This is a genomic window from Paenibacillus sp. P4_A7 (assembly GCF_056402455.1).
The window spans coordinates 1-23,846 of the sequence record NZ_JBFUHJ010000059.1 but is presented as its reverse complement, the minus strand read 5'-3'; the positions used below and the strand labels follow the sequence as shown (position 1 = coordinate 23,846).

General features: G+C 43.6%; 22 protein-coding genes. 6 read left to right on the top strand and 16 right to left on the bottom strand.

All coding sequences use genetic code 11. The annotated features are described in order from the left end of the window. Both AC1DWN_RS11070 and AC1DWN_RS11065 read right to left on the bottom strand, forming a co-directional pair. Positions 1-410: CBS domain-containing protein (locus AC1DWN_RS11070; protein WP_477558960.1), on the bottom strand; the 410-nt coding region annotated here is incomplete at its 3' end. 294 nt (positions 411-704) lie between these two features. Then, positions 705-2,492, bottom strand: a complete 1,788-nt coding sequence (locus AC1DWN_RS11065; protein ID WP_477558959.1) for a M3 family oligoendopeptidase — start codon at positions 2,490-2,492, stop codon at positions 705-707. Between the two features lie 119 nt (positions 2,493-2,611). On the opposite strand from AC1DWN_RS11065, the gene AC1DWN_RS11060 reads away from it, so the two are divergent. Continuing rightward, positions 2,612-2,779, top strand: a complete 168-nt coding sequence (locus AC1DWN_RS11060) for a YycC family protein (protein ID WP_477558958.1) — start codon at positions 2,612-2,614, stop codon at positions 2,777-2,779. Then, complete coding sequence (locus AC1DWN_RS11055; protein ID WP_477558963.1) at positions 2,779-3,021, top strand: hypothetical protein; 243 nt, start codon at positions 2,779-2,781, stop codon at positions 3,019-3,021. The genes AC1DWN_RS11060 and AC1DWN_RS11055 overlap by 1 nt, the downstream gene beginning before the upstream one ends. Here the strand turns inward: AC1DWN_RS11055 and AC1DWN_RS11050 are convergent. The 3 genes from AC1DWN_RS11050 to AC1DWN_RS11040 form a co-directional block, all read right to left on the bottom strand. Further along, positions 3,018-3,746 (bottom strand): DUF2225 domain-containing protein, encoded by a 729-nt coding sequence (locus AC1DWN_RS11050; RefSeq protein WP_477558962.1) that lies wholly within the window; start codon positions 3,744-3,746, stop codon positions 3,018-3,020. The genes AC1DWN_RS11055 and AC1DWN_RS11050 overlap by 4 nt on opposite strands. Next, a complete protein-coding gene (locus AC1DWN_RS11045; RefSeq protein WP_477558957.1) occupies positions 3,746-4,135 on the bottom strand; it encodes a globin domain-containing protein in 390 nt (129 codons plus the stop codon). The genes AC1DWN_RS11050 and AC1DWN_RS11045 overlap by 1 nt, the downstream gene beginning before the upstream one ends. Before the next feature lie 114 nt (positions 4,136-4,249). Then, positions 4,250-4,459 (bottom strand): hypothetical protein, encoded by a 210-nt coding sequence (locus tag AC1DWN_RS11040; protein ID WP_477558956.1) that lies wholly within the window; start codon positions 4,457-4,459, stop codon positions 4,250-4,252. 165 nt (positions 4,460-4,624) lie between these two features. Here AC1DWN_RS11040 and ylbJ point away from each other — a divergent pair, with 165 nt between their 5' ends. After that, complete coding sequence (ylbJ, locus tag AC1DWN_RS11035; protein ID WP_477558955.1) at positions 4,625-5,647, top strand: sporulation integral membrane protein YlbJ; 1,023 nt, start codon at positions 4,625-4,627, stop codon at positions 5,645-5,647. A 120-nt stretch (positions 5,648-5,767) separates the two neighbouring features. Further along, the gene (locus tag AC1DWN_RS11030) at positions 5,768-6,565 is read left to right on the top strand and encodes an NAD kinase (RefSeq protein WP_477558954.1); all 798 of its coding nucleotides are present in this window, start codon (positions 5,768-5,770) and stop codon (positions 6,563-6,565) included. A gap of 32 nt (positions 6,566-6,597) precedes the next feature. On the opposite strand, the gene AC1DWN_RS11025 is transcribed toward AC1DWN_RS11030, so the two are convergent. The 9 genes from AC1DWN_RS11025 to AC1DWN_RS10985 form a co-directional block, all read right to left on the bottom strand. Further along, on the bottom strand, positions 6,598-7,236 hold the full coding sequence (locus AC1DWN_RS11025; protein ID WP_477558961.1) for a YutD family protein: 639 nt from the start codon (positions 7,234-7,236) through the stop codon (positions 6,598-6,600). 31 nt (positions 7,237-7,267) lie between these two features. Continuing rightward, entirely contained in the window at positions 7,268-8,212 is a 945-nt protein-coding gene (gene lipA / locus AC1DWN_RS11020) for a lipoyl synthase (RefSeq protein ID WP_477558953.1), read from the bottom strand. 685 nt (positions 8,213-8,897) lie between these two features. Next, entirely contained in the window at positions 8,898-10,106 is a 1,209-nt protein-coding gene (locus AC1DWN_RS11015) for an SGNH/GDSL hydrolase family protein (protein ID WP_477558952.1), read from the bottom strand. Positions 10,107-10,123: 17 nt separating this feature from the next. Further along, positions 10,124-12,340, bottom strand: coding sequence for an FAD-dependent oxidoreductase (locus AC1DWN_RS11010; protein WP_477558951.1), 2,217 nt, complete (start codon positions 12,338-12,340; stop codon positions 10,124-10,126). 99 nt (positions 12,341-12,439) lie between these two features. Then, the gene (locus AC1DWN_RS11005) at positions 12,440-14,065 is read right to left on the bottom strand and encodes a response regulator transcription factor (protein WP_477558950.1); all 1,626 of its coding nucleotides are present in this window, start codon (positions 14,063-14,065) and stop codon (positions 12,440-12,442) included. Continuing rightward, a complete protein-coding gene (locus tag AC1DWN_RS11000) occupies positions 14,062-15,801 on the bottom strand; it encodes a sensor histidine kinase (protein ID WP_477558949.1) in 1,740 nt (579 codons plus the stop codon). The genes AC1DWN_RS11005 and AC1DWN_RS11000 overlap by 4 nt, the downstream gene beginning before the upstream one ends. Before the next feature lie 90 nt (positions 15,802-15,891). After that, positions 15,892-17,490, bottom strand: a complete 1,599-nt coding sequence (locus tag AC1DWN_RS10995) for an extracellular solute-binding protein (RefSeq protein WP_477558948.1) — start codon at positions 17,488-17,490, stop codon at positions 15,892-15,894. Positions 17,491-17,556: 66 nt separating this feature from the next. Continuing rightward, a complete protein-coding gene (locus AC1DWN_RS10990; protein ID WP_477558947.1) occupies positions 17,557-18,426 on the bottom strand; it encodes a carbohydrate ABC transporter permease in 870 nt (289 codons plus the stop codon). Positions 18,427-18,439: 13 nt separating this feature from the next. Beyond that, positions 18,440-19,387 (bottom strand): ABC transporter permease, encoded by a 948-nt coding sequence (locus AC1DWN_RS10985; protein ID WP_477558946.1) that lies wholly within the window; start codon positions 19,385-19,387, stop codon positions 18,440-18,442. Positions 19,388-19,844: 457 nt separating this feature from the next. Here AC1DWN_RS10985 and AC1DWN_RS10980 point away from each other — a divergent pair, with 457 nt between their 5' ends. Beyond that, positions 19,845-20,897 carry a M23 family metallopeptidase gene (locus tag AC1DWN_RS10980; protein WP_477558945.1) on the top strand — a complete coding sequence of 351 codons (1,053 nt, stop codon included), beginning with the start codon at positions 19,845-19,847 and terminating at the stop codon, positions 20,895-20,897. Between the two features lie 76 nt (positions 20,898-20,973). On the opposite strand, the gene yunB is transcribed toward AC1DWN_RS10980, so the two are convergent. Both yunB and AC1DWN_RS10970 read right to left on the bottom strand, forming a co-directional pair. Further along, positions 20,974-22,167: a sporulation protein YunB gene (gene yunB / locus AC1DWN_RS10975; RefSeq protein WP_477558944.1), complete on the bottom strand. Its 1,194-nt coding sequence runs from the start codon at positions 22,165-22,167 to the stop codon at positions 20,974-20,976. 106 nt (positions 22,168-22,273) lie between these two features. Further along, positions 22,274-23,164, bottom strand: coding sequence for a sugar phosphate isomerase/epimerase family protein (locus AC1DWN_RS10970; protein WP_477558943.1), 891 nt, complete (start codon positions 23,162-23,164; stop codon positions 22,274-22,276). A gap of 221 nt (positions 23,165-23,385) precedes the next feature. Here AC1DWN_RS10970 and AC1DWN_RS10965 point away from each other — a divergent pair, with 221 nt between their 5' ends. Then, the gene (locus tag AC1DWN_RS10965; protein WP_477558942.1) at positions 23,386-23,601 is read left to right on the top strand and encodes a hypothetical protein; all 216 of its coding nucleotides are present in this window, start codon (positions 23,386-23,388) and stop codon (positions 23,599-23,601) included. Positions 23,602-23,846 lie beyond the last annotated feature (245 nt).

Here is a 23,846-nt window from a genome sequence, read left to right as displayed (position 1 = left end):
ACAGAATCATCGGGCATTAGCGACACGATATTAGGAAAACGCGTCATCACCATACTTACGGGAATGGCTGCTGCGCCGGCGTTGCCTAAAGTAATTTTGAGCAAATCCTTGGGTGTCACAATACCTGCAAAACGTTTCTGGTCATTAATGACCAGCAGTGTATCAGCATTTTCTGTAAACAACGTGATTACGGCATCATGTACAGATAATGTATCTGGGATATTAACAGGGACTCCCTGTACCTCTTTAACCTTCAAACTATTAAAGCGTTGCAGAGACTCACTGTTTGATCGATAATTATTTCCAAGAAAATAACCGACCTTCGGCTTCGCATCCAGCAGCCCTAACATAACGAGAAGCGAAAGATCCGAACGTAATGTCGGCCTGCTTACACCAAGGTATTCTGCCAATTGTTCGCCAGTTACCGGCGAATGCCTCTTAACAAGCTCGAGAAGCTCCAATTGTCTCGAAGATAGCTGAATCTTAGTCCCCTCCAGTTCTTATATGACTCACATTAATATTATATAACACTCTTATATAACAAATAGAATATCACATTAAAATATATCGTACAATATTTAAAGTGAAAACTGATTAATTACTCATGATTAGTAGAATTTAATTGTTTTCGATTAACCAGAAATCCCCCTCTTCATCTCATAAAAACAAAAAAAGGTGCAAAATGCACCTTTTCACTACCATGCTTACATATCCTTTGTCATTTCCATAAATAAGGAAACATCATCTGATGTCAGAGCAACTGCTTCCCGCCAAAAATCGATTTCATTCAGCTTCACATCAAGATGTTTCTGAGCAAGCTGTTCTACTGTCATTCGTCCTGTATCACGGAGTAGACCAACGTAACGATCCGCAAACGCTGAGCCCTCCTTGAGTGCTCTTGCATAAATGCCTGCACTGAACAAATAACCGAACGTATATGGGAAATTATAAAAAGGTACATCCGTTAAGTAGAAATGCAGTTTAGATGCCCAGAAATGTGGATGTACTTCACCCAAAGTTTCACAATAAGCTTCTCTCTGAGCAGCTTCCATCAAAGTATTAAGCTCTTCCTTGGACACAAGGCCTTTGCTGCGAAGCTCATAGAATCTGGTCTCGAAAAGAAAACGTGCATGAATGTTCATGAAAAAAGCAACCGAACGTTGAATTTTATCTTCCAGCAAAGCCAGCTTCTCATCTTGATCCACTGCTGCTTTCATAGCTGAATCAGATACAATCAGCTCGGCAAATGTCGAAGCAGTCTCTGCTACATTCATAGCATATTCCTGAGATAACGCAGGCAAATCATTCATTACATGCTGATGGTACGCATGTCCGAGTTCATGTGCGAGCGTAGATATATTAGATGCAGTGCCTGAATAGGTCATAAAGATGCGTGTCTGGCCTGTCTTTGGAAATGCTGTGCAGAATCCCCCTGGGCGCTTGCCTGCACGGTCCTCCGCTTCAATCCAGCCATCACGGAATGCTATTTCTGAAAAATCAGCCAGCTCAGGACTAAACTTTCGGAACTGCTCTACGATAAAATTTGCTGCTTCGTCATAAGGGACCGTTCTCGAAGCAGAACCGATTGGTGCTTCAACATCATGCCAATCTAGTTTATTGACGCCGAGCAATGTTGCTTTCCGTTCCAAATAACGTACCAGCTCCTGCTTGCCCTCCATAATTGCCGCCCACATCGCTTGCAGTGTTGCATCGCTCATTCGATTCATTTGCAGTGGATCCTGAAGCACCGACTTCCAGCCTCGCTTCTCATAAAGCTTTAACCGAAAGCCAGATATACGATTTAATACTTCAGCGCATAAGTCTGCCTGCTCCGACCATTCTCTCTCCCACTCTTTGAACGCTGCCTCGCGAATAGTACGATCACTATCAGATAAGCGGTTATCCATTTGACCAGCTGATAAAGTACGCTTCTCTCCATCCGGACCTACATCTATAAACTTAGCTCTCGATACGATAACATTATAATAGTCTCCCCAGCCGTGATAGCCGTCTACAGCCAGATCACCAACAAGCGCCTCTAGCTCAGGAGCCATCTTTTGCTTTGCCAGCTCACGACGTTCCTGTAAGTTGTAAGCCACCTCAGCCAGCTTCTCATTAGCAAGCAGGTTCTGCCATTCACTCTCTTCAAAGCCTCGCAATAAATTATCGTAGCGGGTCAATACGCCTAGAAACTTTGCTGTTAATGTTTTAACCCGATCATTTAAAGAGCTTGCTGCTGAATCTTTCATATTTTGAGCTAATAAACAGGACACGAACGATTCTGATTGGCGAAGCCTAAGTAGAACAGACTGCATGATTTCCGTCATTACTTCTATGTTTGCCGCATTTCCATCAGCGCCTACAATGAGTAAATCGTCTAACCTAGCAATATCGTGCTCCATTCCTTTAAGCTCTTCAACGAAAGCAAGCGAACTTGAGCCTCCTTCGTAAAACACGTCCAAATCCCAGCTTAGCGGGTATTGTTTATTCATTTTCACATCATCCTCTCTATCCAAAATAAAAAAAAGCCAAGAGGCGGCCGCGTTTTTATTTGCGCAAACCCTCTCGGCGGTGTATAACTTAATTATATCCAGAATGGAGGAATTACACCATGTCTAAACCATTGCAAATCTCGGCTGATACAGCTATCAAGCTTTCACAGCAGCTCGGCGTACCGATCGAGCATTTAATGCATATGCCGCGCCACATCTTATTGCAGAAGCTTGCAGAGCTTGCTAAGAACGATACTCCACCAGCTTCAGAGAGTGAAGAAAAATGATGATTCCGTTTGAGCAGACATGGCCTTATGATATTATTATGGGTGATGTTTATGTAACAAGCTGCCCTTATTGTGATGAGGAAAATGTACTGCTTCCGTTACGGCCGGCAGAATTTCAGGACATTCAAGATGGCAAAAAGAGACTTCTTGTTTTTCCATGCTGCCATAGCAGTGTTACAATTATTGATATTGACCATGACTATTTGCTCATGGACCGCACTCTTCGTAAACGCAGTCGTTAACCTGTGGGTGAGACTTCCACAGTTCCTTCAGATGAATTGCCGGACATTTCCCTTGGTCTGGCTTCCATCTCTTCACGAATGAGCTTCCATTGTTCCCTACTTGCCATAATCATTGCAGCATCAACAATTTTCTTATCATTAACGACACGTGAGAACCATCGTACAGCTTCATTCAATTTTCCAACACGCCGATTGAGCTCTCCAATCATATACATAAGCTTCGCATTGTTTAAGTCTGCACCTTCTGCCTCATAGACATGTATATATGCTTGAAGTGCAAAGCTTAAAAATCTTTTTTCCTCGTTCTGATTCTGCTCGTACCGATGCAGCCATGCTATATGGTGTAATAAACCAGCAATAACACGATCCTTCTCCCCAATAGATTGGGCGCTTAACAAAGCAAGCTTATAACAAGTCATCGCGTCCTTAGCAGTACGTTCCCCACCTAGATCCTGAGCCTTCCAATGTATCCCTATTTTTTCATTGTATTGTTTCTTTTGCAGATCATTTAGACGATCCAATCCATGCTCTGTTGTTGCAAATCCGCATTTCGGGCATACACGAACGACATAATAATCGGGATTTACATCCGCTTTATAATAGCCGCAAAAGTCAGAATCCGTTGAGATAGGTCTTTTGAAGCTTGGCCGAACTCGAGAGGTATTAAATGTATTTTCGCAGCAAATACATATCATTTTCGATTGATATAAGGGTTCGATAATTATCAAGTCTCCTCTTCTGATGTATTAACAAAGTGGTGTGCAGGTCCGGATAATCGGTTAATGACAATCGATTGTAGTTCTTCTTCTATTCCAACTTCTTGCAAAGCTCTGCGCATACAGTCAAGCCACGCTTCAGCATGCTTAGGTGTAATAGGAAAGGGTAGATGCCTTCCTCGCATCATTGGATGACCATACTCATCAGAGTACAATTGCGGACCACCAAAAAACTGTGTCAAAAACAAATATTGCTTCTCAATAACCGGATCAATATCCTCTGGGAAAAGCGGACCAATTAATGGATGGGCTTGCACTTTTGGGTAAAAAGACTCAACAACTAGTCTTAATGTCTTAGAACCAMCAATTGCTTCATATAGGCTTATATTGTTATTCATCGTCATTTCCAACTCCAATATGTAGGTATTTAGTATTGTATCAAAATAAATTTAGACAGGGACAGGAAAGAGCCCGCGTCACTATGAGCGGGCAACGGAAATTAGATAAAATAGTTAACCTTCATATTCCTCTTCACCTGGTGCTGAAAGAGACTCTCGGATGACATAGACAAAAGCGCAGACTAGAATACCAGCCATAATACTCATTCTCATCACTCCAAACTTTTCAAAGGTGATTCCATTGTACCATAAAAAATAGAGGAGTACATTATTTTTGCAAGCGTTTTCTTTTTTTTGTAATCCCGAATATTTCACTTGGGACAAGTGATGGATGTCCCCCTTCATACATATATGTAAGAAGGGGCTGTACAACTATATAATCATCACTCCATTTTAGAATAGAAAAGTAAGGGGGCTATCATCCTGCTGCGTGCGCTCGTCCATCCTTTATCCATTACTGCATTTGCCGCTTCACTTATTGTACTGTTAATGACTGTCTATCCGACCGAAACGCTGCAATCGTCGCTGCGCGGTCTTTCGATATGGTGGCAGGTTTTGTTTCCCGCTTTGTTCCCATTTTTTGTGATTTCTGAACTACTGCTAGGCTTCGGCATCGTTCATTTCTTCGGCAAGTTGTTAGATCCGCTTATGAGGCCGTTATTTCGACTGCCTGGCATAGGAGGCTTCGTCGTTACAATGGGTTATATTTCAGGATATCCAGTTGGAGCGAAATTAACGGCTCAGCTATGGGAGCAGCGTTTAATCAATCGTGCAGAAGGCGAACGGCTTGTTGCTTTTACGACAACGTCTGACCCTATTTTTTTAATCGGAGCTGTTTCAGTCGGTTTCTTCCAAAATGTCGCGCTTGCTCCAGTCCTTGCGGCAGCACATTACGGAGGCGGCTTAATCATTGGTCTTCTTATGCGCTTTCATGATCGCCATGCTCCCTTTTCTACAGAAATAACATCAACGAGTCGTTTAGATAAAGGTATGCCAGATCGAAGAAAGCGCCAAACCTCAAAGATCGGTTCGGCCTTTAAAGCCATGCATGATGCAAGGCTTCTCGATGGCAGAGGTTTTGGTAAGCTCCTGCAGGATTCCATTGAATCCGCACTTCGTTTAATGATAGTTGTTGGAGGACTCGTCGTCTTCTTCTCTGTCGTTATGGAGATGCTAACGCACGCTGGTGTCATAGAAGCACTTGCAGAAGCACTTCGTTTTGTGTTTGGCTTGATTGGACTACCTAAACCGTTAGCGGATGCTGGTATCTTAGGCTTATTCGAGGTGACGCTTGGCACACGGGCGGCTGGCACAGCTGGAACAGGGCTGCTCCATCAGGCTGCAATTGCTGCTTGGGTGCTTTCATGGGGTGGTTTGTCTGTGCATGCCCAAATCGCCAGCCTGATTAGTAAAACCGATCTACGTTATTATCCCCTGCTCTTGGCAAGGCTGCTGCATGGTTTTATTTCTATGGCACTTGTGTACATCTTATGGGGCTACCTTGGTCCTTAGAAAACAATTTTCTTCTGCCATTACCTATACTTGTTTGATATCTTAAGCGGCAACGCATTGAATTTGCAGCCATTATCCTTTATCATCTTAAGTACTAAGAAGATTGGAAGGAGATTCACCTTGAAATATGCAGTTATCGACCGAGGCGATTCGTTATCCCAATCATTGACCGAACAATTCCATCAGCTAGCTGCAGAGCGCGGCTTCAAACGAAACGACGTTGCACCTGAAATCGTCATTTCAATTGGAGGAGACGGCACGCTGCTGAAAGCATTTCATACCTATGTCGATCAAATAACGGATGTCGCTTTTGTCGGAATTCACACAGGGCATCTAGGCTTCTACGCGGATTGGAAGGCAGATGAGCTTGAAGAGCTTGTTCGGTTTATGGCAGAAGAAACACCTAAGATCGTAAGATATCCTCTAGCAGAAATAGAGCTCGTGACGCCTACAGAAAGCGGTCATCACCTCTCTTTAAATGAATTCACACTTAAAGGTGTGGACGGCACGCTCGTCGCTCAAATCAATATTAATGATGAAATGTTCGAAATGTTCCGAGGCGACGGAATTGTCATTTCTACCCCTTCGGGGAGCACCGCCTATAATAAAAGCTTAGGTGGGGCAATCGTTCATCCGTCTATCGAATCCTTGCAGATTGCCGAGATTGCTTCAATTAATAATCGTGTGTACCGAACGCTTGGCTCGTCGGTACTGCTCCCTCAGCATCATCATTGCGACATCATCTCGAAGAAGGAGCAGCGGCTGCAGCTCACTATTGATCATGTAAGCATAATGCGCAGTGATATCCAATCGATACGGTGCTGTGTATCCAGCCGTAAGGTCAGCTTTGCCCGCTATCGGCCGTTCCCATTCTGGAMTCGGGTACGCGAAGCATTCCTCGGCTACGACGTTCATTAATAAAATGAAAAAAAGACACTGGAAGCTCCAAATTAGGAGCGTCCAGTGTCTTTTTTGGATGGATTAGATTCAGAGGATGCGGCAACCGCTTCATTCGCAGAAAGGCGAATCGGTTTCTTACCTTTGTGATCATTCCCTCGGTATCCTTTGCGCGGTTGATACTCTCGCCGTCCGCCGCCGCTTTGATTGCGATCGCCTCCGCTGCGAGATCCACGGCTTTGTCGTTCTTGTGAAGATAACGAAGCTGCCTCTGTATGATTTGAAGCTTGATCTGTAACATCCGCTAGGTCAGATAGGTCGGAAAAAGCCGCGTCTACTGCTGCTCGAAGGTCTGCCGCCTCTATTCTAGGATTCTGATCCTCCGCATCGAAATCATAGTCTTCAGGCTCTCTCTGCGTGCTAAGCGTTTTCTCTAAAATAAAATACGCACAGCCAAAATTACAATATTCATTAATGTAATCCGACATACCGGAAAAGCTGCTATCTTTCGTAGCCTTTTGATGGTTGTCGCGAAAGAAGCCTTTCAAACGCAGCTGACTGTATCCCCAGTCTCCAATAATAAAATCGTAACGCTCTAGCACCTCGCTATATCGATCACGAAAAGCCTCTGGATTCCAGCCATTTCTGTTTTCAAGTACAATTTCGTATGATTTGCCCCCGATATGAATCAAACCCATCTACCCCACCTCATCTAAGCATCGATTACATGCTGCTTGAGCAAGCGCCGGATGAAACCTGCTGCTCATTTACCTCTTCAGCACCCTCTGCAGCAATTGCCGCGTGTGCTGAGTTAGTTTGCTCATGCGCATGATAAGAACTGCGTACTAATGGTGCGGATTCTACATGGCGGAAACCGCGTTTCAGTCCTTCTTCCTTCAGTTTTGCAAATTCGTCCGGATGTACATAACGAACAATCGGCAAATGAGTAGGCGAAGGTTGTAAATATTGGCCTAGCGTCAAAATATTAACATCTTGGGCGCGAAGGTCGTCCATTGTTTGCAATATTTCATCCCATTCTTCCCCTACACCTAGCATAATACTCGATTTGGTTGGAATGTTTGGCTTCATCTCTTTGGCACGTCTGAGAAGCTCCAACGTACGGCTGTATTTTGCACGAGCACGAACGCGATCCGAAAGTCTCTCCACCGTCTCAACGTTATGATTTAAAATGTCAGGATTTGCATCCATTACAATTTGCAGCGCTTCTGCATTTCCTAGAAAATCAGGAATAAGTACTTCTACTCGGCAAAGCGGCATCCGTTTGCGGATCGCATGAACAGTAGCAGCAAATATGGATGCTCCACCATCTTTAAGGTCGTCGCGTGCAACGGAAGTGATTACGCAATGCTGCAAGCCCATCTGCTCGGCTGCTTCGGCTACCCGTTCCGGTTCATCCAAATCGAGTTCAGTCGGCAAGCCAGTCTTAACCGCACAAAAACGGCAAGCGCGCGTGCAAATATCACCCAAAATCATAAATGTAGCTGTGCGATTCGCCCAGCATTCATAGATATTTGGACAACGTGCTTCCTCACAAACCGTGTGTAAAGTTTTGGAACGCATCATATTTTTAATTTCAGCAAAATTACCGTCTGTTGCTAGTTTTATTCGAAGCCAGTCAGGCTTTTTCAAAGTTTCTCGTTGTTTCATGCGGCATTACCTGCTTTCAAGTTCATATATAAGTCCTAAACGCATGGGTTTATTATAACATGTTTCGTATAAAAATAGCACTTTCTTAAGCTTTCTCATGTATTCGTTCCCCCTATATATACTCACATATGTAAGTGAAAAAGCAAATACTCTTTCATCTGCTTTCGCTGACGCCGTTAAATAAGAATACGAGTGAGGTATTGCAAGCTCCTCAATCATGCTTGTTTATGAGTATCTTTGACAAGAATCGGATTAGATAAATCATTGATATAGTATATTTTCAACTGGGCATGAGCAGCATCGTGTAAATATCACCCAGTTGTGAGCCTTGAAAGGATAGATTAAACACGGTCGGATGCTCCGGCATTGRCTGATCCTTTTATTCTTTTGGAGAGAATGTGCTGGGCTCTAGCCAATTTGCTTTCCAATTGACGGAAACATCGCTTCGTCGTGTACGACTGTACAGGATTCTTTTACCTTTTAATCGAGGTTCATCAGAATTGACCTTTCCATTCATTTGAAGGCAGTTGACTATCATAGCATGTCACATAACCGTGAAATTTCTTTAATTTCAAGAATTTCTTATAAGATTTTAAGTAAAAAAAGAAACCTACATCGTATTAGACTGCTCAACTGCAGTCAGATACAATGTAGGTCTTCCAAGTGGACAAAGCCTAATTATCAATTATAATGGCGGCTGCACCAATAACAACTTCCCAAGCTGGATCACCGTTTGATCGTACCAATCCGGATTCTGCCGAACATGCTCCATACTTCGTTCATTGCCGCACGACTCAAACACGGCCGTTTTGTCTGTCTTCTCGGTATCGACTTCGAAGCGAACCGTATGTTTCCCATTCGGGAGCTCCGGCAAGAAAACATACTGATTTCGATTATGATCGTTGTATGGTGTGAATCGATCGACAAGGAAAGGTTCCCCGCCATCTACCGTCACCTTCAATCTGCCGGAATCAGGCCCCCCGATATCGAACAACCCGATGTGGGTGCCCTCGAACTGCACCGTGATAGCCTCTCCAGGATCGACTGCTCGCCATAGGCCGGGGAACAACCAATTGTACTCGCGCACTAAAGCAAAATCATCGGGGGTCATGTAAGACCATCCTGCCGAAAAATGAGTAAGACTATCCAGAGGCAGCATAGCGGCGTACTCCCAAGGATTGGCCGGGACCAAGGGGTCCTGAGGCAAGTGATGTTCCAACCTTCTCAGGTGATCTCGAAGTTCGCTAATTTTCTCAAATGACCGGGTGATCGTATCCGTGTAAATCTGGTGTCCTTCGGGAATTGTCGGATGGATCGAATCATGCGTAAAAATAACGGCTCCGGGATTAGACTGGTCTGCCCTTGAGGTGAAAATGAGCTTCCCCTCGGATACCAAATGACTGACCGCTACGCCCAGATGAATCGAAGGAATACCGTAATAATCGGCTACTTCCTCCTGCATAAGAGCCCCCTTCTGGTATTCCCCAGACTGAAATAGGGCCACATCCCGCTCCTTCAGCGTATAAACGAACAGGATATCGGTAAACCGGCTCCGCTTACGGATCTGACGGACAATTCCTTCGATCCGCTCCTTGGATTCGGGAACACCGCCATCGTTACCTACAAATTCAACAAACACTAGATCAGGCTGATGACGCAGCACATCCGTCTCCAAGCGGGCGCAGCCGAGGTCCGATCCTGTCCCATCAATGCCTGCGTTCACAGAGCGGATTTCCGCATTGGGATATTGCTCTCGAAGCCAATTTCCCGTCATGACCCTGTATCCTTCAGAACGCGTATTACTGCCGCCAAAATAGACGATTGTCACCGTTTCCCCATTTTCCAACTTCTGAATTACATTAGGGAGCCCTCTTCGAGCGAATAATTCCTTCATCGCGACTTCACCTTACCTTACTGTTCGTTTTTAGGAGCAAACAATTTTACAGCAAACACTTCAAAATAAGGCGAACCGTAAGTCGCACAGAAATCAAATCGAATTTGGGTTACACCTTTCGAATCCACCTTATGTTTATTCAATGTGAAATAATTCCCACGGATTTTAATTTCCCTCTTGGTTCCGTCTTCTAAGGTCAGGGTCACGTCATAATCTTGGATAAGGAGCTCGATCGGATGGTCGAAATGCTCCAAATCCAGCTGCGAATTGAAAACAAGATGGATTTCGTCCAAATTTTTGGGGCTTGCAAAAAAGAATTCCAACCATTCCTGTCCTTCCGTACGTTCGGAAATCCAGCAGTTCGGCAGGCCATAAGGTCTGGAGTAGCCGTTGACGACATTCTCAGGATTATACATATTCTGGGATGGCAGCAGGTCTTTAAAGCAAATACTCTTATTGAATTTCTTCAACCTGGACGGTTCTTCCGGCCTATAATGGAAGCTGACCGCTCCTGTCATTTTCTCTTCATTGCCGTATACGGCAAGGCTCGCCGTACCTTCCAGTACAATGTAAATTTTGTCGTCCGCGGGCTTTATGCAGCCCAAGTCCAGCGTAATCCAGTCGTCATGACCGGCTGCAATAACCAAGCGGTAGTCTTTCAACTCGCTGGTGGGAATGTAGTTTTCCTTCCGTTCCCCGCCAAACAGCTTCACTTGCAGAGTTTCCGAATGCTCGGACATATTTTTAATTTTGATCCGTACGCTTTCAGCCACGGATGTCTGAATCGGCAAGACCAAACATAACCCTTTCTCCAAGGAAATCTCTTCGGTTGGATGAAGATTGTCATAGCTGCGCTGAGACGAGGCACGAATAGTTAATCCGTCAGCGAAGTAAGGATCCAATTCCTCTTGAAGCCCTACAATCGTTTGCCCGTCTCGAAGCAGCAGCGCCTGTAGCTCCCCCATATGAGCTTCGACTATGGCCGCGGGGTCTACCTCATATTTCAAGCATAACGAAGCAGCCGTTCCAACCGCCTGCCCCATACAACCGCAGGTTGCCATTACCCTTGTAGAGCCGAAGGCCACATGGGTAGCACTTATATTGCGACCAGCGAACATGAGATTAGGAATATTTCGTGAAAATAAACTGCGGAAAGGGATATTGTACAATCCAGGCACGAAATTCCATGCTGTAGCAGGCCCCTCATCGTAGATGCCCTTATTAGCATGTAAATCCATATACCATCCTCCGACGGATACAGCATCTTCGAAATGCGGCTTTGCTGTGAGATCGTTCTGAGACAACATATGATTCCCAATAAATCGCCTCGATTCCCGCTTTCCCGGAATCGGACATACATAATCCAAGATGAGATTGTCTACATCATCAAATTCGCCGCTATTTTTGATATAATCCCAAATCCCGTACACCAATTTCCGCAGTTCCAATGCGATATCTTCATTATTCTTGATAATATCCATATGTCCGCCGTATTCCAGCCACCACAATCCGCCAAGCCCGTTGATTTTTCTTGGAAAAGCCCGATGGTTTAAGCCTTTTCTGATACTATCGAAAAAGGCCAACTTCGTAATATCATAAGCGAAGCCAGGCCTTTTGTATGGAACGGAATATTCTACGTCACGGGCTTGAAACAGGATCGTATCGCCCATCGTGTAATGGTCCGCCACTTCAGGAGCCAACTCTTCCTTGTATTCATGCTTCGCTTCTCTTCCCCATCTGAAGAGAGCACCTGCTTGATATCCGACAACTCCATCTCCGGAGCAATCGATGTAGGTTCGGCTTTCAAAACGAAATTTTCTTTCGGAAGCCAATTGAAGGCCCTCCACCCATTTAATTCTACCGTTCTCCATGCCCGTTTCATGAACGCATGTATTCAGGAATAGAGAAATGTTAGGCTCGTCATAGACCATATCCAACAAGACCGTATCCGAAAGCGAAAGCATAAGCTTCTTGTTGTATAACGGATTATAGTGAAAAATCTTCAACTTAAGTTCTTCCACCAACCCGCCCTCGCGTGCATAATAGGATGGACTGTTTCCGAGATATGCCGACCCGTTGATATGAACCCTGACCTCGCTGCTCGCATTCCCCCCAAGAACCGGTCGATCATTAATAAGTGAAACTTGCAGCCCTTGGCGTGCGGCAGCAATGGCAGCGCATATCCCAGCAATACCTCCGCCTACGACGGTTACATCTGCTTTAATAAGCTCCATTTTGATAACCTCCATGATTAGATACTTCTCTCATGGTAATCCTTTTGATCCCCGTTTTTTTACATGATTTCGCGAAAAATTCATACATTTTTTGCAACCTTATTTGGATTCATACCGTGTCATTTTTATCCGATATTGCTTAGGAGTATCACCCGTATATTCTTTAAATAATTTGCAAAAATAACCTTCATTCACAATTCCTACTTCCTCGCACAATTCCAATAAAGAATAATCCTGAACATTTAACAGCTCAAGAGCTAATTGAATTTTTTTGCGGTTGATGTAGCTGATAACGCCTTCGTTCATTGTTTTTTTGAATAAGCTGCTAAAATAAGATGGAGCTAAATTCACTTCCTCGGCAATAGCCTCCAACGTTAAACGCTGATTCAGGTTTTTCTCTATAAACCGCATAGCACTCATGATTTCTACACGATGTAAAAGCTGGCCAGCTTGTACATATTCGAATGTGAAGTCGCCAATATAGGCAAGCTGCTCCCGAAAAGCCATAAATTCTATGGGGAACTCTGCTACTTCCGTGGTCAACTTGTTCCCCGATTTAAACTTCACAGTAATGTCTCTGTACAAGTCTCGAAGCATAGGTGCCATGATGGACTTATGAATTTTATGGTCCGTAACATATTGGTTCAAATCAGCAAGTTCTTTCTCCAGCTCTTCCTTGGAAACATTTCTTTGCACCCATGCAAGAAAATCAGACAGTTTCTGCTGAAAATCCGCCTTTCTGTCATTATGGTAATGGAACCGATGTACGGGTGTTTTTACAACTTTCTCTGTATGATAATAGAAATCCTCACTCACATTTTTAGCTTCCGTGTACGCTTGTTTGATTGATTCCCAGCCTCGGTGCGGACCTCCAAAAGCAACGGATACCCTTTGATTCAAATATTGATGCAAATGGGAGACGATCTGCCCCCCCAATGTCTGGCAAGCATATTCCATTTCCATATCACTGCGATTATTTTCCCAGGAAAGAAAGCCAATAAATCGATTATCGGATAGATCCGTAGCTACACCTCTACCACCATTCATCACAGTTTCTTCGATTATATTCGTAATCGCATATTTCAAGATGTTTTGGTCAACCGCTGAATATTCATTTCGGAAACTTTCATACAGATTCATTTCAACAATGAAGCAGCAATAGTTGGCTTGAAAGAAATGGAACTGCATGCGATTGGCAAAATCCGATGCCCGATGAGAAGGGATTTCGCCTCTGATTAGCTCGTTAAAAAATTGCTTGCGAACTCTATATCTATTTTCAAGTACGGATAAGTTTAACGATTGAAATTCCTCTTCTTTTTTCTTAACCTCATCCAAGATCCCGGCTGCCTTATTTAAAGCTCGATCCAAATCCGCTTCCCTGAGCGGAACCTTAACAATGTACTCCAATACGTTGGCATGAATAGCTTTCTGTGCGTATTCAAAGGATGAATAGGCGGTCAAAAGAATGTATTGGGTATGGGGCAGTTCCTGCTTTAACTTCTCAATCATGGAAATTCCATCCATTCGCGGCATTACGATATCAGATATCACGATATCCGGCTTAAGTTTTACAATCTCCTCTATTCCCATCAGCCCATTATTCGCTTTTCCCACTAAATGAAATCGCTTATCCCTATGGGAGAGCTCGTTAAAAAACAATTCCAATCTTTGAATGATTAGATCTTCATCGTCAACAATGAAGCAGGTGTAGTCTCTCACCATCATGCATCTCCTTTAAACAAGCCTGCTGGGAATAAAGCGCGAACACGGGTTATTTCCTTAGGTATGCTTATTATTTGGAGCCCAAACTGTTCTCCGTAGTGAAGTCTTATTCGGCCATGAATATTATTTAACCCGATTCTTTTCCTTTTTACTTCCACATCACTCTGTTCTGAAATTAAAATATGATTTATTTTATCAGTTGGAATTCCCTCGCCCTGATCAACTACTTCAATTATGACGATGCCGCCCTCCCTGTACGCATGAATAGTAATAGAGCCTTCGATCCCCCCACCGTTATAACCATGGAAGATACTATTCTCCACAAGGGGCTGCAGCAGCATTCGAAAAACCGGAAAATCTATTAACCCTGCTTCGATATTCTCAATCAATTGGAAGTTCCTGTTATAACGGATGTTCTGGATCTCGATATAGTCCGATACATTTCGCAATTCCTGATATAGTGAAACCTTCTCCGAAGCGTCATCTATCCCGTATTCCAATAATGAAATGAGAGACCCGATCACCACATCTACTTTCTCTATTTGTCCGAGGCGTATAACATTGCTGATAGAACCAAGCGTGTTATACAGAAAATGAGGGTTTATTTGAGACTGCAGCACTTGAATTTCCAGCTTCCGCTCAAGTTCATTATGAAGCTCCGCTCGCCGAATCAGTTCCACAATTTGCTGTAGCATACGATCGAAGGCTCGGGAAAGATCTCCGAACTCATCGTTTCGGTTAATCGTCATTGTAGTTGTCAGGTCGCCTTGCTCCACACGCTTCATTTTTGTTTTGAGCGTATAGAGAGGATTCCTTATATATTTGGCAATAAAAAAGGAAATGAACAAACTTAAGAGCAGACCTGCGGCTAGAAGCACGATATAATGGGTTTCCAATCTGGACAAAGCAGCTTTCAAGCGTGATTCATCGTTGATCGAGATGATAGTCCAGTTGAATTTCTCCGTCGGTTTTTTCAGAAGGGAGACCGCCATGCCATCCTTGGTATGCAGTTGAAGGCTTGTTTCTGCAGTATCCAGAATTTGTTCCGCTGACGTTTCCCCGATTGAAAAAGTGTGATCTTGAATATTCAGTGGTCCTCTATTTTCCGAAAATCCGGCAATGATTTTCCCCGATGCGGTGATCAGAGCCAGATTCATTTGTTCTTTTTTATTAATCTTGAACAAGGTTTCTTCAATAGCATTTAGATCCAAATCTACCGCAATGGCCATAGGAAACGGAGCGCCGTTCAGATATYGAACCATCGTAACTGTCCAGCCGGAATACTTTGATTTGTAAGGATCACTGACAAATGTAGTCCTTCTGTTCTTGTCAGCCGCATCAAACAAAGGTTCTCTTTCAGATAAAGGCTCATCGAATATGCGGGTAGGTGTACTTCCGCCAAGAATGGATAAATCGCTTTTGATCAAATAAATATTACTGACGTAATTACTGTTTAGTTCATATAGCTCTCTTAATTGCTTTTTAATCACTTCCGTATTGTCAATGTTGGCTTTCACCGATGTTTCGACCGAGAACAGGATCGTCTGGAAGGAGGAAAAATTAACCGTGAAATACTGATCAACCTTGTCAAGTATTTGGTTGGTGTAATAAATATCATTGGTTCTTATTTCCTTTTGGACATAGCGATAAGACAATTGGCTTATCAAGATTATGCAGCTTAATACAAACGCAAACACGATAAAAAATAATTTTAAAGGCAAGCTGATTCTTCTTCGCATCGATCCTCTTCCTTTTAATTCCGTATTAAACTAAGAATAGCATATGACAATAAAGAGAGGGGCTATTAATAGCCACTCTCTTCGTTTATTTTACTTGATTATGCCCGCTTCTTTAAATTGCTTGATTGCTGTATCCTTATATTTCTGCATGTCAAACTTGGTATCCAACGTTTGGAGGAAATTATCCCAATTGGAAAGAGGGTCTTTACCAGTCATAAATTTGACCAGGCTTTCATTAATGAAACGTTGGCGGTCAGCTGCCAATGTATCGCTCGGGTCTGCAGTCAATAAATTTCCAGGCAAAGTAGGCCCCACATATTTCTGGTTGTTCGTAAAAGCTTCTGCCGTCTTAGGATTCTGGAAGCTGAAATACTCAGCATCATCACCACGGCGCGGCATTCTATAATGATCGACCCATAGGTACTTTTCTTTCATTTCCTTCGATAATTCAGAGGTTTTATTTTTGGCCTTGCCGTCCACCAGATCCCAATGAATCCCTTTAATTCCGTATGCAAAGTTCGGATATGCTTCTTTGTCCGTAAAGAGATAATTCAGCATTGACAAGATCCGAATGATTTTGTCCTTGTCCGCTTTCTTGGAAATGGCCCATGAATTACCTTGGAACGATTTTCTCTCTACAATTTGATCGCCGTAAGGACCTATCATTGGAGGAATAACGATCCATTCCGGCACCTCTCCGCTGATTTCTTTCATTTTCTGCTGATAATCCGGTTCCAGCCTGCGGGCATCTCTTATCATGAAGCCAACTTTACCCTTAAATAACTTTTGGTCCAACAAATCGGGCGAAGTCATCGTCACCCAGTCTGGGTCTACCACATTGGCTGCCATCATTTTATTAATGTAAGCGAGCGCCTCTTTCATTTTGGGATCGATAAATAGGAATACTGGTTCATTATCTTTCACGTCAATGGCCGATGGAGGATTGACGCCAAACATCCACATCAAGCTATCGAAGCCGTAGGTTTGCAGATTACCTTCTTTATTCATACCGCCTATGAATCCGTACGTATCGTTTTTGCCATTACCGTCCGGGTCTTTCTCTGTAAAGGCTTTCATTACTTCAAATAGCTCGTCAGGTGTCGTTGGCACTTCCATATTCAGCTTTTTCAGCCAATCGTTACGGATGAAGAAGCTTCGACTGATACCGTTCACATTATCATAACCTGGAACTCCAATGGTTTTTCCTTGATAGGACATCGCCTCCCAGGAGTCGTTGCTAAAACGTTTCTGCAATTCAGGAAATTGATCCAGATACGGAGTCAAATCCGCAAGAACGCCTTGGTCATAATATTGCGCGAGATCGGCCCGACTCTTCAAGAAGATTAAATCTGGAATATCCCCGCCTGCAATAAGCGTATTTAATTTGGTTGTTGATTGCCCAGCTTGAGGAATCATCATATCCAAGTCGATGTTCATTTCCTTTTCCAGCATTTGCCGTTGAATATCTTCATCACGCGGAGGTATCGGAGCGGCAGCGTTGAAAGTACCTTGGTTAAACATCGAGATTTTCATTTTGTTCGCAAACTCGTTACCCTCGGATGGTGAGCTGCTCGAAGTTGTAGGCTTAATTTCTTCTTGTATTTCTTCTTGTTCCCCACATCCTGACAATAGCGTTCCCAGCCCTACTATAGCAGCCAAAATAGAAAATGAAATCTTTTTACGTTGCATATTGACCTCTCCTTTGCTTGTATATTATCACGGTTTCCCCGTAACAACCTAGATAAGAATTGCCTTTTAACCTTTTATCGATCCCATGAGCATACCCTTAGTAAAATGTTTTTGCATAAATGGATAAACGATCAGAATCGGGATCGTAGTCACGACCACAGCAGCCATTTGCACAGCGAACTGGCTAACCGTTCCGGTATTGGCCATTGACTCAGCGCTTTGAGTTGCGATGTTAAGCAGAATGTTGCGCAAGACAACTTGAAGCGGCATTAAGTTCGAATCATTGATATAAACAATGGCATCGAAATAACTGTTCCAATGCCCCACTGCGTAAAATAAGGAAATCGTGGCAAGGACAGGCATGGACAGGGGTAATATGATTTTCCATAACGACTGAAGTTCACTTGCGCCGTCTACTCTCGCCGATTCCTCGATTTCAGCAGGCAATTGCTCGAAAAAGCCTTTAATAATCACCAGATTAAATGCACTAATGAGAGTCGGAATAATCAATACCCATGGACTGTTTAGCAATCCCAGAGAGCGGATTAACAAATAAGTCGGAATTAATCCTCCGCTAAACATCATGGTAAACACAATGAATATTAAAAACGGACTGCGTCCCGGCAAATATTTTTTGGATAACGGGTACGCCGCGATTACCGTAAAAAACACATTTAACGCAGTGCCTACAATGGTTCGAAACAACGTAATTTTATACGCCTGCCCTATACCATTAGAAATGAATACTTCTTTATAAGCTACAAAGGTAAAGGATTCTGGTATAATAACAATCCCTCTTCTTAACACTTCTGATTCTGGTGTTACCGAAACAGCAACCACATATAAAAAGGGAAGTAAGCAAAGTAGTGATAGCAAAATAAGAATAAAATAAACAATTGCTTGCCATACTTTTTCCCCGATTGTCAGCTTAATCATATCCAATACCACCTCACCAAATTTGCCCATCGAATTTTTTGGCGAGCTTGTTCGCAGCCAATACTAAAATAAATCCGATGACAGCTTTAAATAGTCCCACAGCAGTAGCTAAGCCAATCTTAAGACGCTCCAGCCCTTCACGGTATACCCATGTGTCGATAATGTCGATCTTCTCCTGGTTAAAAGTGTTGGCAAACATGAATATTTGGTCAAAACCAGCGTCCAGGATATGACTTAATTTAAGGATTAGCATCAGAATAATGACTCCTCGAATGCCGGGTAATGTTACATGCCATAGCTGTCTCGATTTGGAAGCGCCATCAATTCGAGCCGCTTCATATAAGCTTGGATCAATACTTGCTAATGCGGCAAGGTACAGTATCGCTCCCCATCCAATGTCTTTCCATATTTCAGATGAGATGACCAACAGTCTTCCCCAAGCAGGTTCTGTTAGAAAGGAGATGGGTTGAACACCATTTTCCTTAAAAATCATATTAAAAAGGCCATCTCCCGGGGCTAATAATGCTACCATCAATCCATAAACAATGACCCATGATAGAAAATGGGGTAAATAAGTGATTGTTTGTACGATTTTCTTAAACCATTTGGTGTGAACTTCATTAAGAAGCAAAGCAAGTGCGATAGGCGCAGAGAAACCGAACAAAAGCTTATATAGCGATATAATAATCGTATTTCTCATGATGTCCCAGAAATAAACACCGTTAATAAAATCTTTGAAATTTTTCAATCCCACCCATGGGCTATCCCATAGGCCCAAAGCCAGGTTGTAGTTTTTAAAAGCAATAATGATTCCCGCCAAAGGAATATATTTGAATACGGCAAAGTAAATCAATGCCGGGAATAAAAGAGCATACATCACTTTATACTTTTTTATCGTCCTTATCCATGAATTCCGCTTTTTGGAGAGGGGAATGGCGTCCGCTGTCAATTTCGCTTGCATGTCATCACCTCGTCTTTATTTATATTTGTATAATAGCATCCTCCTATCAGATAAATTTCTGTAATTTCAAGAATTTCTTATAAGATATTAAGTAAGTGGGGCCTAGATAATCGTTCGAGTTTACGGCAATCTTACAAATTCACAAATTCAACAGATCCAAAATACCGTAACCCTCCTCGTGATATTTTAGTAATCAGACAATAACAAATTGGTGAACTGGGCACAGACATATGCCTTTTTTTCATAGAACAACCCAATGAACACCTTCACCTATTCATTTTGTTTCTTCTGACCATTACTGAACATTTGCTTAAGCTTGACTCCCCTTTGCATTTCACCACGCTTCCATGCGGATTTAAGCATCTCCGACAAATATTCGTATTCGTGTTTCGCATAAAAACCAATGATTTGCAAAACATAACGTTAATACTGTCATGCTTTCGAAAGGGTGAGGCGATTGAAACTGACCGTTCCTATAGTCGCAGCGTTAACAGCAGTCTCTCTGCTTATAGTCCAACCTGTCAACTATACCCATGCTAGTCCTGTTTCAAAGTCAGATTCAGTAGCCGTAACGGAACAAACAGCTCCGGAAACCAATCCGATGCTGGCGAGAAGAAGCTTGTATGACAAACTAAGCTTATTTACAAGTATCCCCTGGTACTGGCTAGCGGCAATCGACCAATACGAGCGCTCTATGTCTAAAGTTCGTCCTAAGGTAAGACCTATGCTAGGCAGCACAGTTGGTGTATTTATCGATCAAGAACGTTGGGCAGGCCCCCTAAATCCTAATCAGGATGACAGCTCGCCGGCATCCATTCACTGGTTTAACGGTATAGGACGCGATGGGGATGGTAACGGGCAGGCGGAGCGCAACAGTGATGTTGATCTGCTTTACTCGCTTGTAAGTCATATTACTAGGTATGGAACAACAGAGGATGATTTCTCGATCGGGCTATGGCAATATTATCAAAACAGCCGTGCCGTTCAGCGAATTCAACAGTTCGCTAAGATATATGACTATTTTGGTCAACTCGACCTCAACGAGCATGCTTTTCCTGTACCGATCGGCACTAACTACGCTTATAAGGATACATGGGGAGCAGGCCGAGGTTGGGGGGGCCGCCGATCTCACGAGGGTACTGACATTTTTGCCCCTCAAGGACTTCCGATACGAAGCACCTGTTACGGCATTATTGAAGTGAAAGGCTGGAACCCTTACGGTGGATGGCGAATTGGAATACGAGACTTAAATAACTTCTACCACTACTATGCACATATGTCGGGCTATGACAAAACGATGAAAATTGGTGAAATTGTTAAACCTGGGCAAGTAATTGGCTGGGTAGGCAGCTCCGGTTATGGCAAGCCAGGAACGCAGGGCAAGTTCCCTCCTCATTTGCATTACGGGGTGTATAGTGATCGTGGGTTATTCGAATGGTCGTTCGATCCATACCCAATGCTTAGGCGCTGGGAGCAGGCTGAACGAGCGCGCATGCGGGCAAAAAACTAAAAAAAATAAAGACGACTTTATCATCCATTCTAATTGAAGGAGGAGAAAGTCGTCTTTTTTAAAATAATTTTTATTATTAATCCGTGCTCCCGCCGCTGTTATTCCCCGTTGCTCCTGAGCCTTTATGCGTTTTGGACTCGTCGGCATCCTCTATATTCGCTTCATTTGAAGATCCCGCATTGGCTGAAGCAGCCTTATCCTGCTCTGGTTGAGATGAAATTCCGTTTCCATCACCAGGATTTAGGGGCACAGATATATTAGGTGCTTGCGCTGCTGATTCGCCTACTGGCTTGCCGGTATTATCGTAATAATACATGGGAACATCTCCAACTACGAGTAGATAGGAAATAGGAATATCCGTCTCGATAATCTCAGGTTCCGTATCAAACGGGATAATAATCGCTACCTCCGCAATGATTCGAATGTATACCTCTACCAAAATCATATTGATGCCTGCATCCTTCTCACGAGTACTGAGACCGACCTTGGCTGCACCAACTGGCTCGAATTTAACCGGTACCTTTGGCCCGAAGGATGAAATAATGGCACTGTTCAGCGCAAGCCCGATTGGAATATGCTCCGGAATGCTCTTCATCTCATCTAAAGTGGATTGGACTGTGTTAATCGTCTGTGATGTAATTCTCATATGCTCTGCGTAATTTAGCATGAAGCCTGATATTTTACCATTACTGTTCATTTTCCAATCAATTAGCTTATCTGATTCCGTTTGCCTAGAAACCTGCTCCGTGATCGCCTTATTAATGGCTTGAGTAGCCAATTGCTTCACACGTATTTTGGCAACATTCATAAGAGGCGGACGTAAATTCCGTTCAACATATATGAAGGATTGAACAGAGAATAACATCATAATAACTAGTACAATGAGAAGGATGGTACGACGTCTTATTCGTGGCTTTGTCGGTCGCGTACCCCAAGCACCTGTTGTTCCTGCGCTATTATTACCACGTGGACGACTTTTCCAGACACCAGAAGAAGCCGCGCTTCTTGGGCGGCTGCCAAGTGACATCGCAAGGCGGCTAATCCCCCATTTCCGAATGCCGCTGGATGAGCTCGAACGAGAGCCCCAATTCAAACCTTTAGCATTCAGACCAGATCCCCACTTTTTGGGGGAGGGGCTTGATGGACCTGCGCTTGATCGACTCCCCCAGCTAACTGTCTTCACCTTTCGAAAAGACCGACCAGACCCTAGCTGCAGCCGATTTCCGCCAAACAGACGAAATCCCCAGCTCTTTCTGCCCCACTTCGCCAAAAGGAATCCCTCCCCCTTTATCCTGTCCGCTAACCATACCCATACTTATGCAGAACTCGGACAAAAAAGAAGACGCTTGGCCAGTGAGTGACTAATAACCAGAACCTTACAGCAAGGAGCGAATATAGGCCATGTTATCGCGCAGCAATGCATCCGATGGTGCTGAGGCGCTAAAGTCCTCGAAGCTAAGCCATCCATCGTAACCGACCGCTCGCAAATCAGAAATGACCTGAGGCCAATGAACGACGCCTTCAGATATCGGTCCCCACGCAGCCTTCCATTGCGGGTCATGCCATTTATTGTGTTTGTCAGTCTCGCCATCGCCGCCTAATAGAGGTGTTGCTGCACCCGTTCTATTCCATATGGCATTTTTCACATGAACATGTGCCAGATAGTCGCCAAGCACTTCAAGACCCATCTTGTACTGCTCGAAGCCTTCATGTACCATATTCCCTGGGTCAAAGATGACTCCAATATGATCCACATCAAAACCTTCGACAAGCTGCCTAGCAAGAGTTGCACTAGAGGCAATGTTTCCGTGATGAACTTCAATGATGCCCTTTACTCCAAAGGTTTTGCTCATCTCTACCGTCTCGTGAAAGTAAGCGCGTGCTTCCTTCAACAAATCCCAATAATTTCGGCTTCGGTCATAGCCTGGAACACCAATACGAATCGAAGGAGAACCAAGCAGCTTAGCCGCCCTCATCGCACGTTCCGTTGCAGCTAAGTCGCCGCTCTGAATGTAGGATGCCAGATTGGGCACTTGAAGGCCAGCGTCATCAGTAAGCTTCTTTAAAGCGAGCAACTCCTCTTCCGAGGCATTAGACTCCACGGTTGAATAATTATTTCCCCAGAACGATGGCGCTTCACTTTGCTTAGCAGCATCTGTATTTGTAAAACGCCACTCGACACCGTCATAGCCATTCTTTTGAAGAAGATCAACTGTTTCATGAAGCGTACAATCCGGCAGCATTACAGTAAATACAGATAGTTTCATACTACACCTCGTCCATTCATTGTTATGATAATCTGCCTTCATCCTATCATATGAACAAAATTTCCTCTCACCTCAGCTTTGCCTGATTAGCCTCTTCATTTGACTGTGATTGTTAAAAAGCAGTATCGCTATTGTCATCGAATCAATGATGACTTTTCAATCGGTGCCCCATACGTTAGACTGAAGTTATACGAAATATATTTGTGCAAAGGAGTTATCCAATGGCTACCAATCGTCGCCTTTTATCAGACCTAGACTTCCAAGAAGTAATCGACACTCAAGCACGTATCCGCGTCTTTCAAGATAATCATATTGTCGACTCCAGTACAGTTCTCGTGCGATTTGACGCTACAATGATCATCACCCAATCCGGTGTCAGTGATATGACCTATCACAATCGGGCTGACTGTGAGTTTTTCGAGCTTAGGAAACGCTAATCGCTAATCCATAACAAATAAAAATAGTGTCTTCCTGTCGATCGAATAGGAAGACACTATTTTTTATCATTGAGGAGGCATAACCCGCAATTTGAACTGATTATACAGCTCCTGCTTTTATTAGAATCTGTTCAATTCCACATAAAACACAACCACCTATTTTAAAATAGTCAATGATACCGAAGAAGAAGTCGCCCACGTCCCGACAGGAGTTACTGTATATGTCATTCCCGCGCTCACTTTAC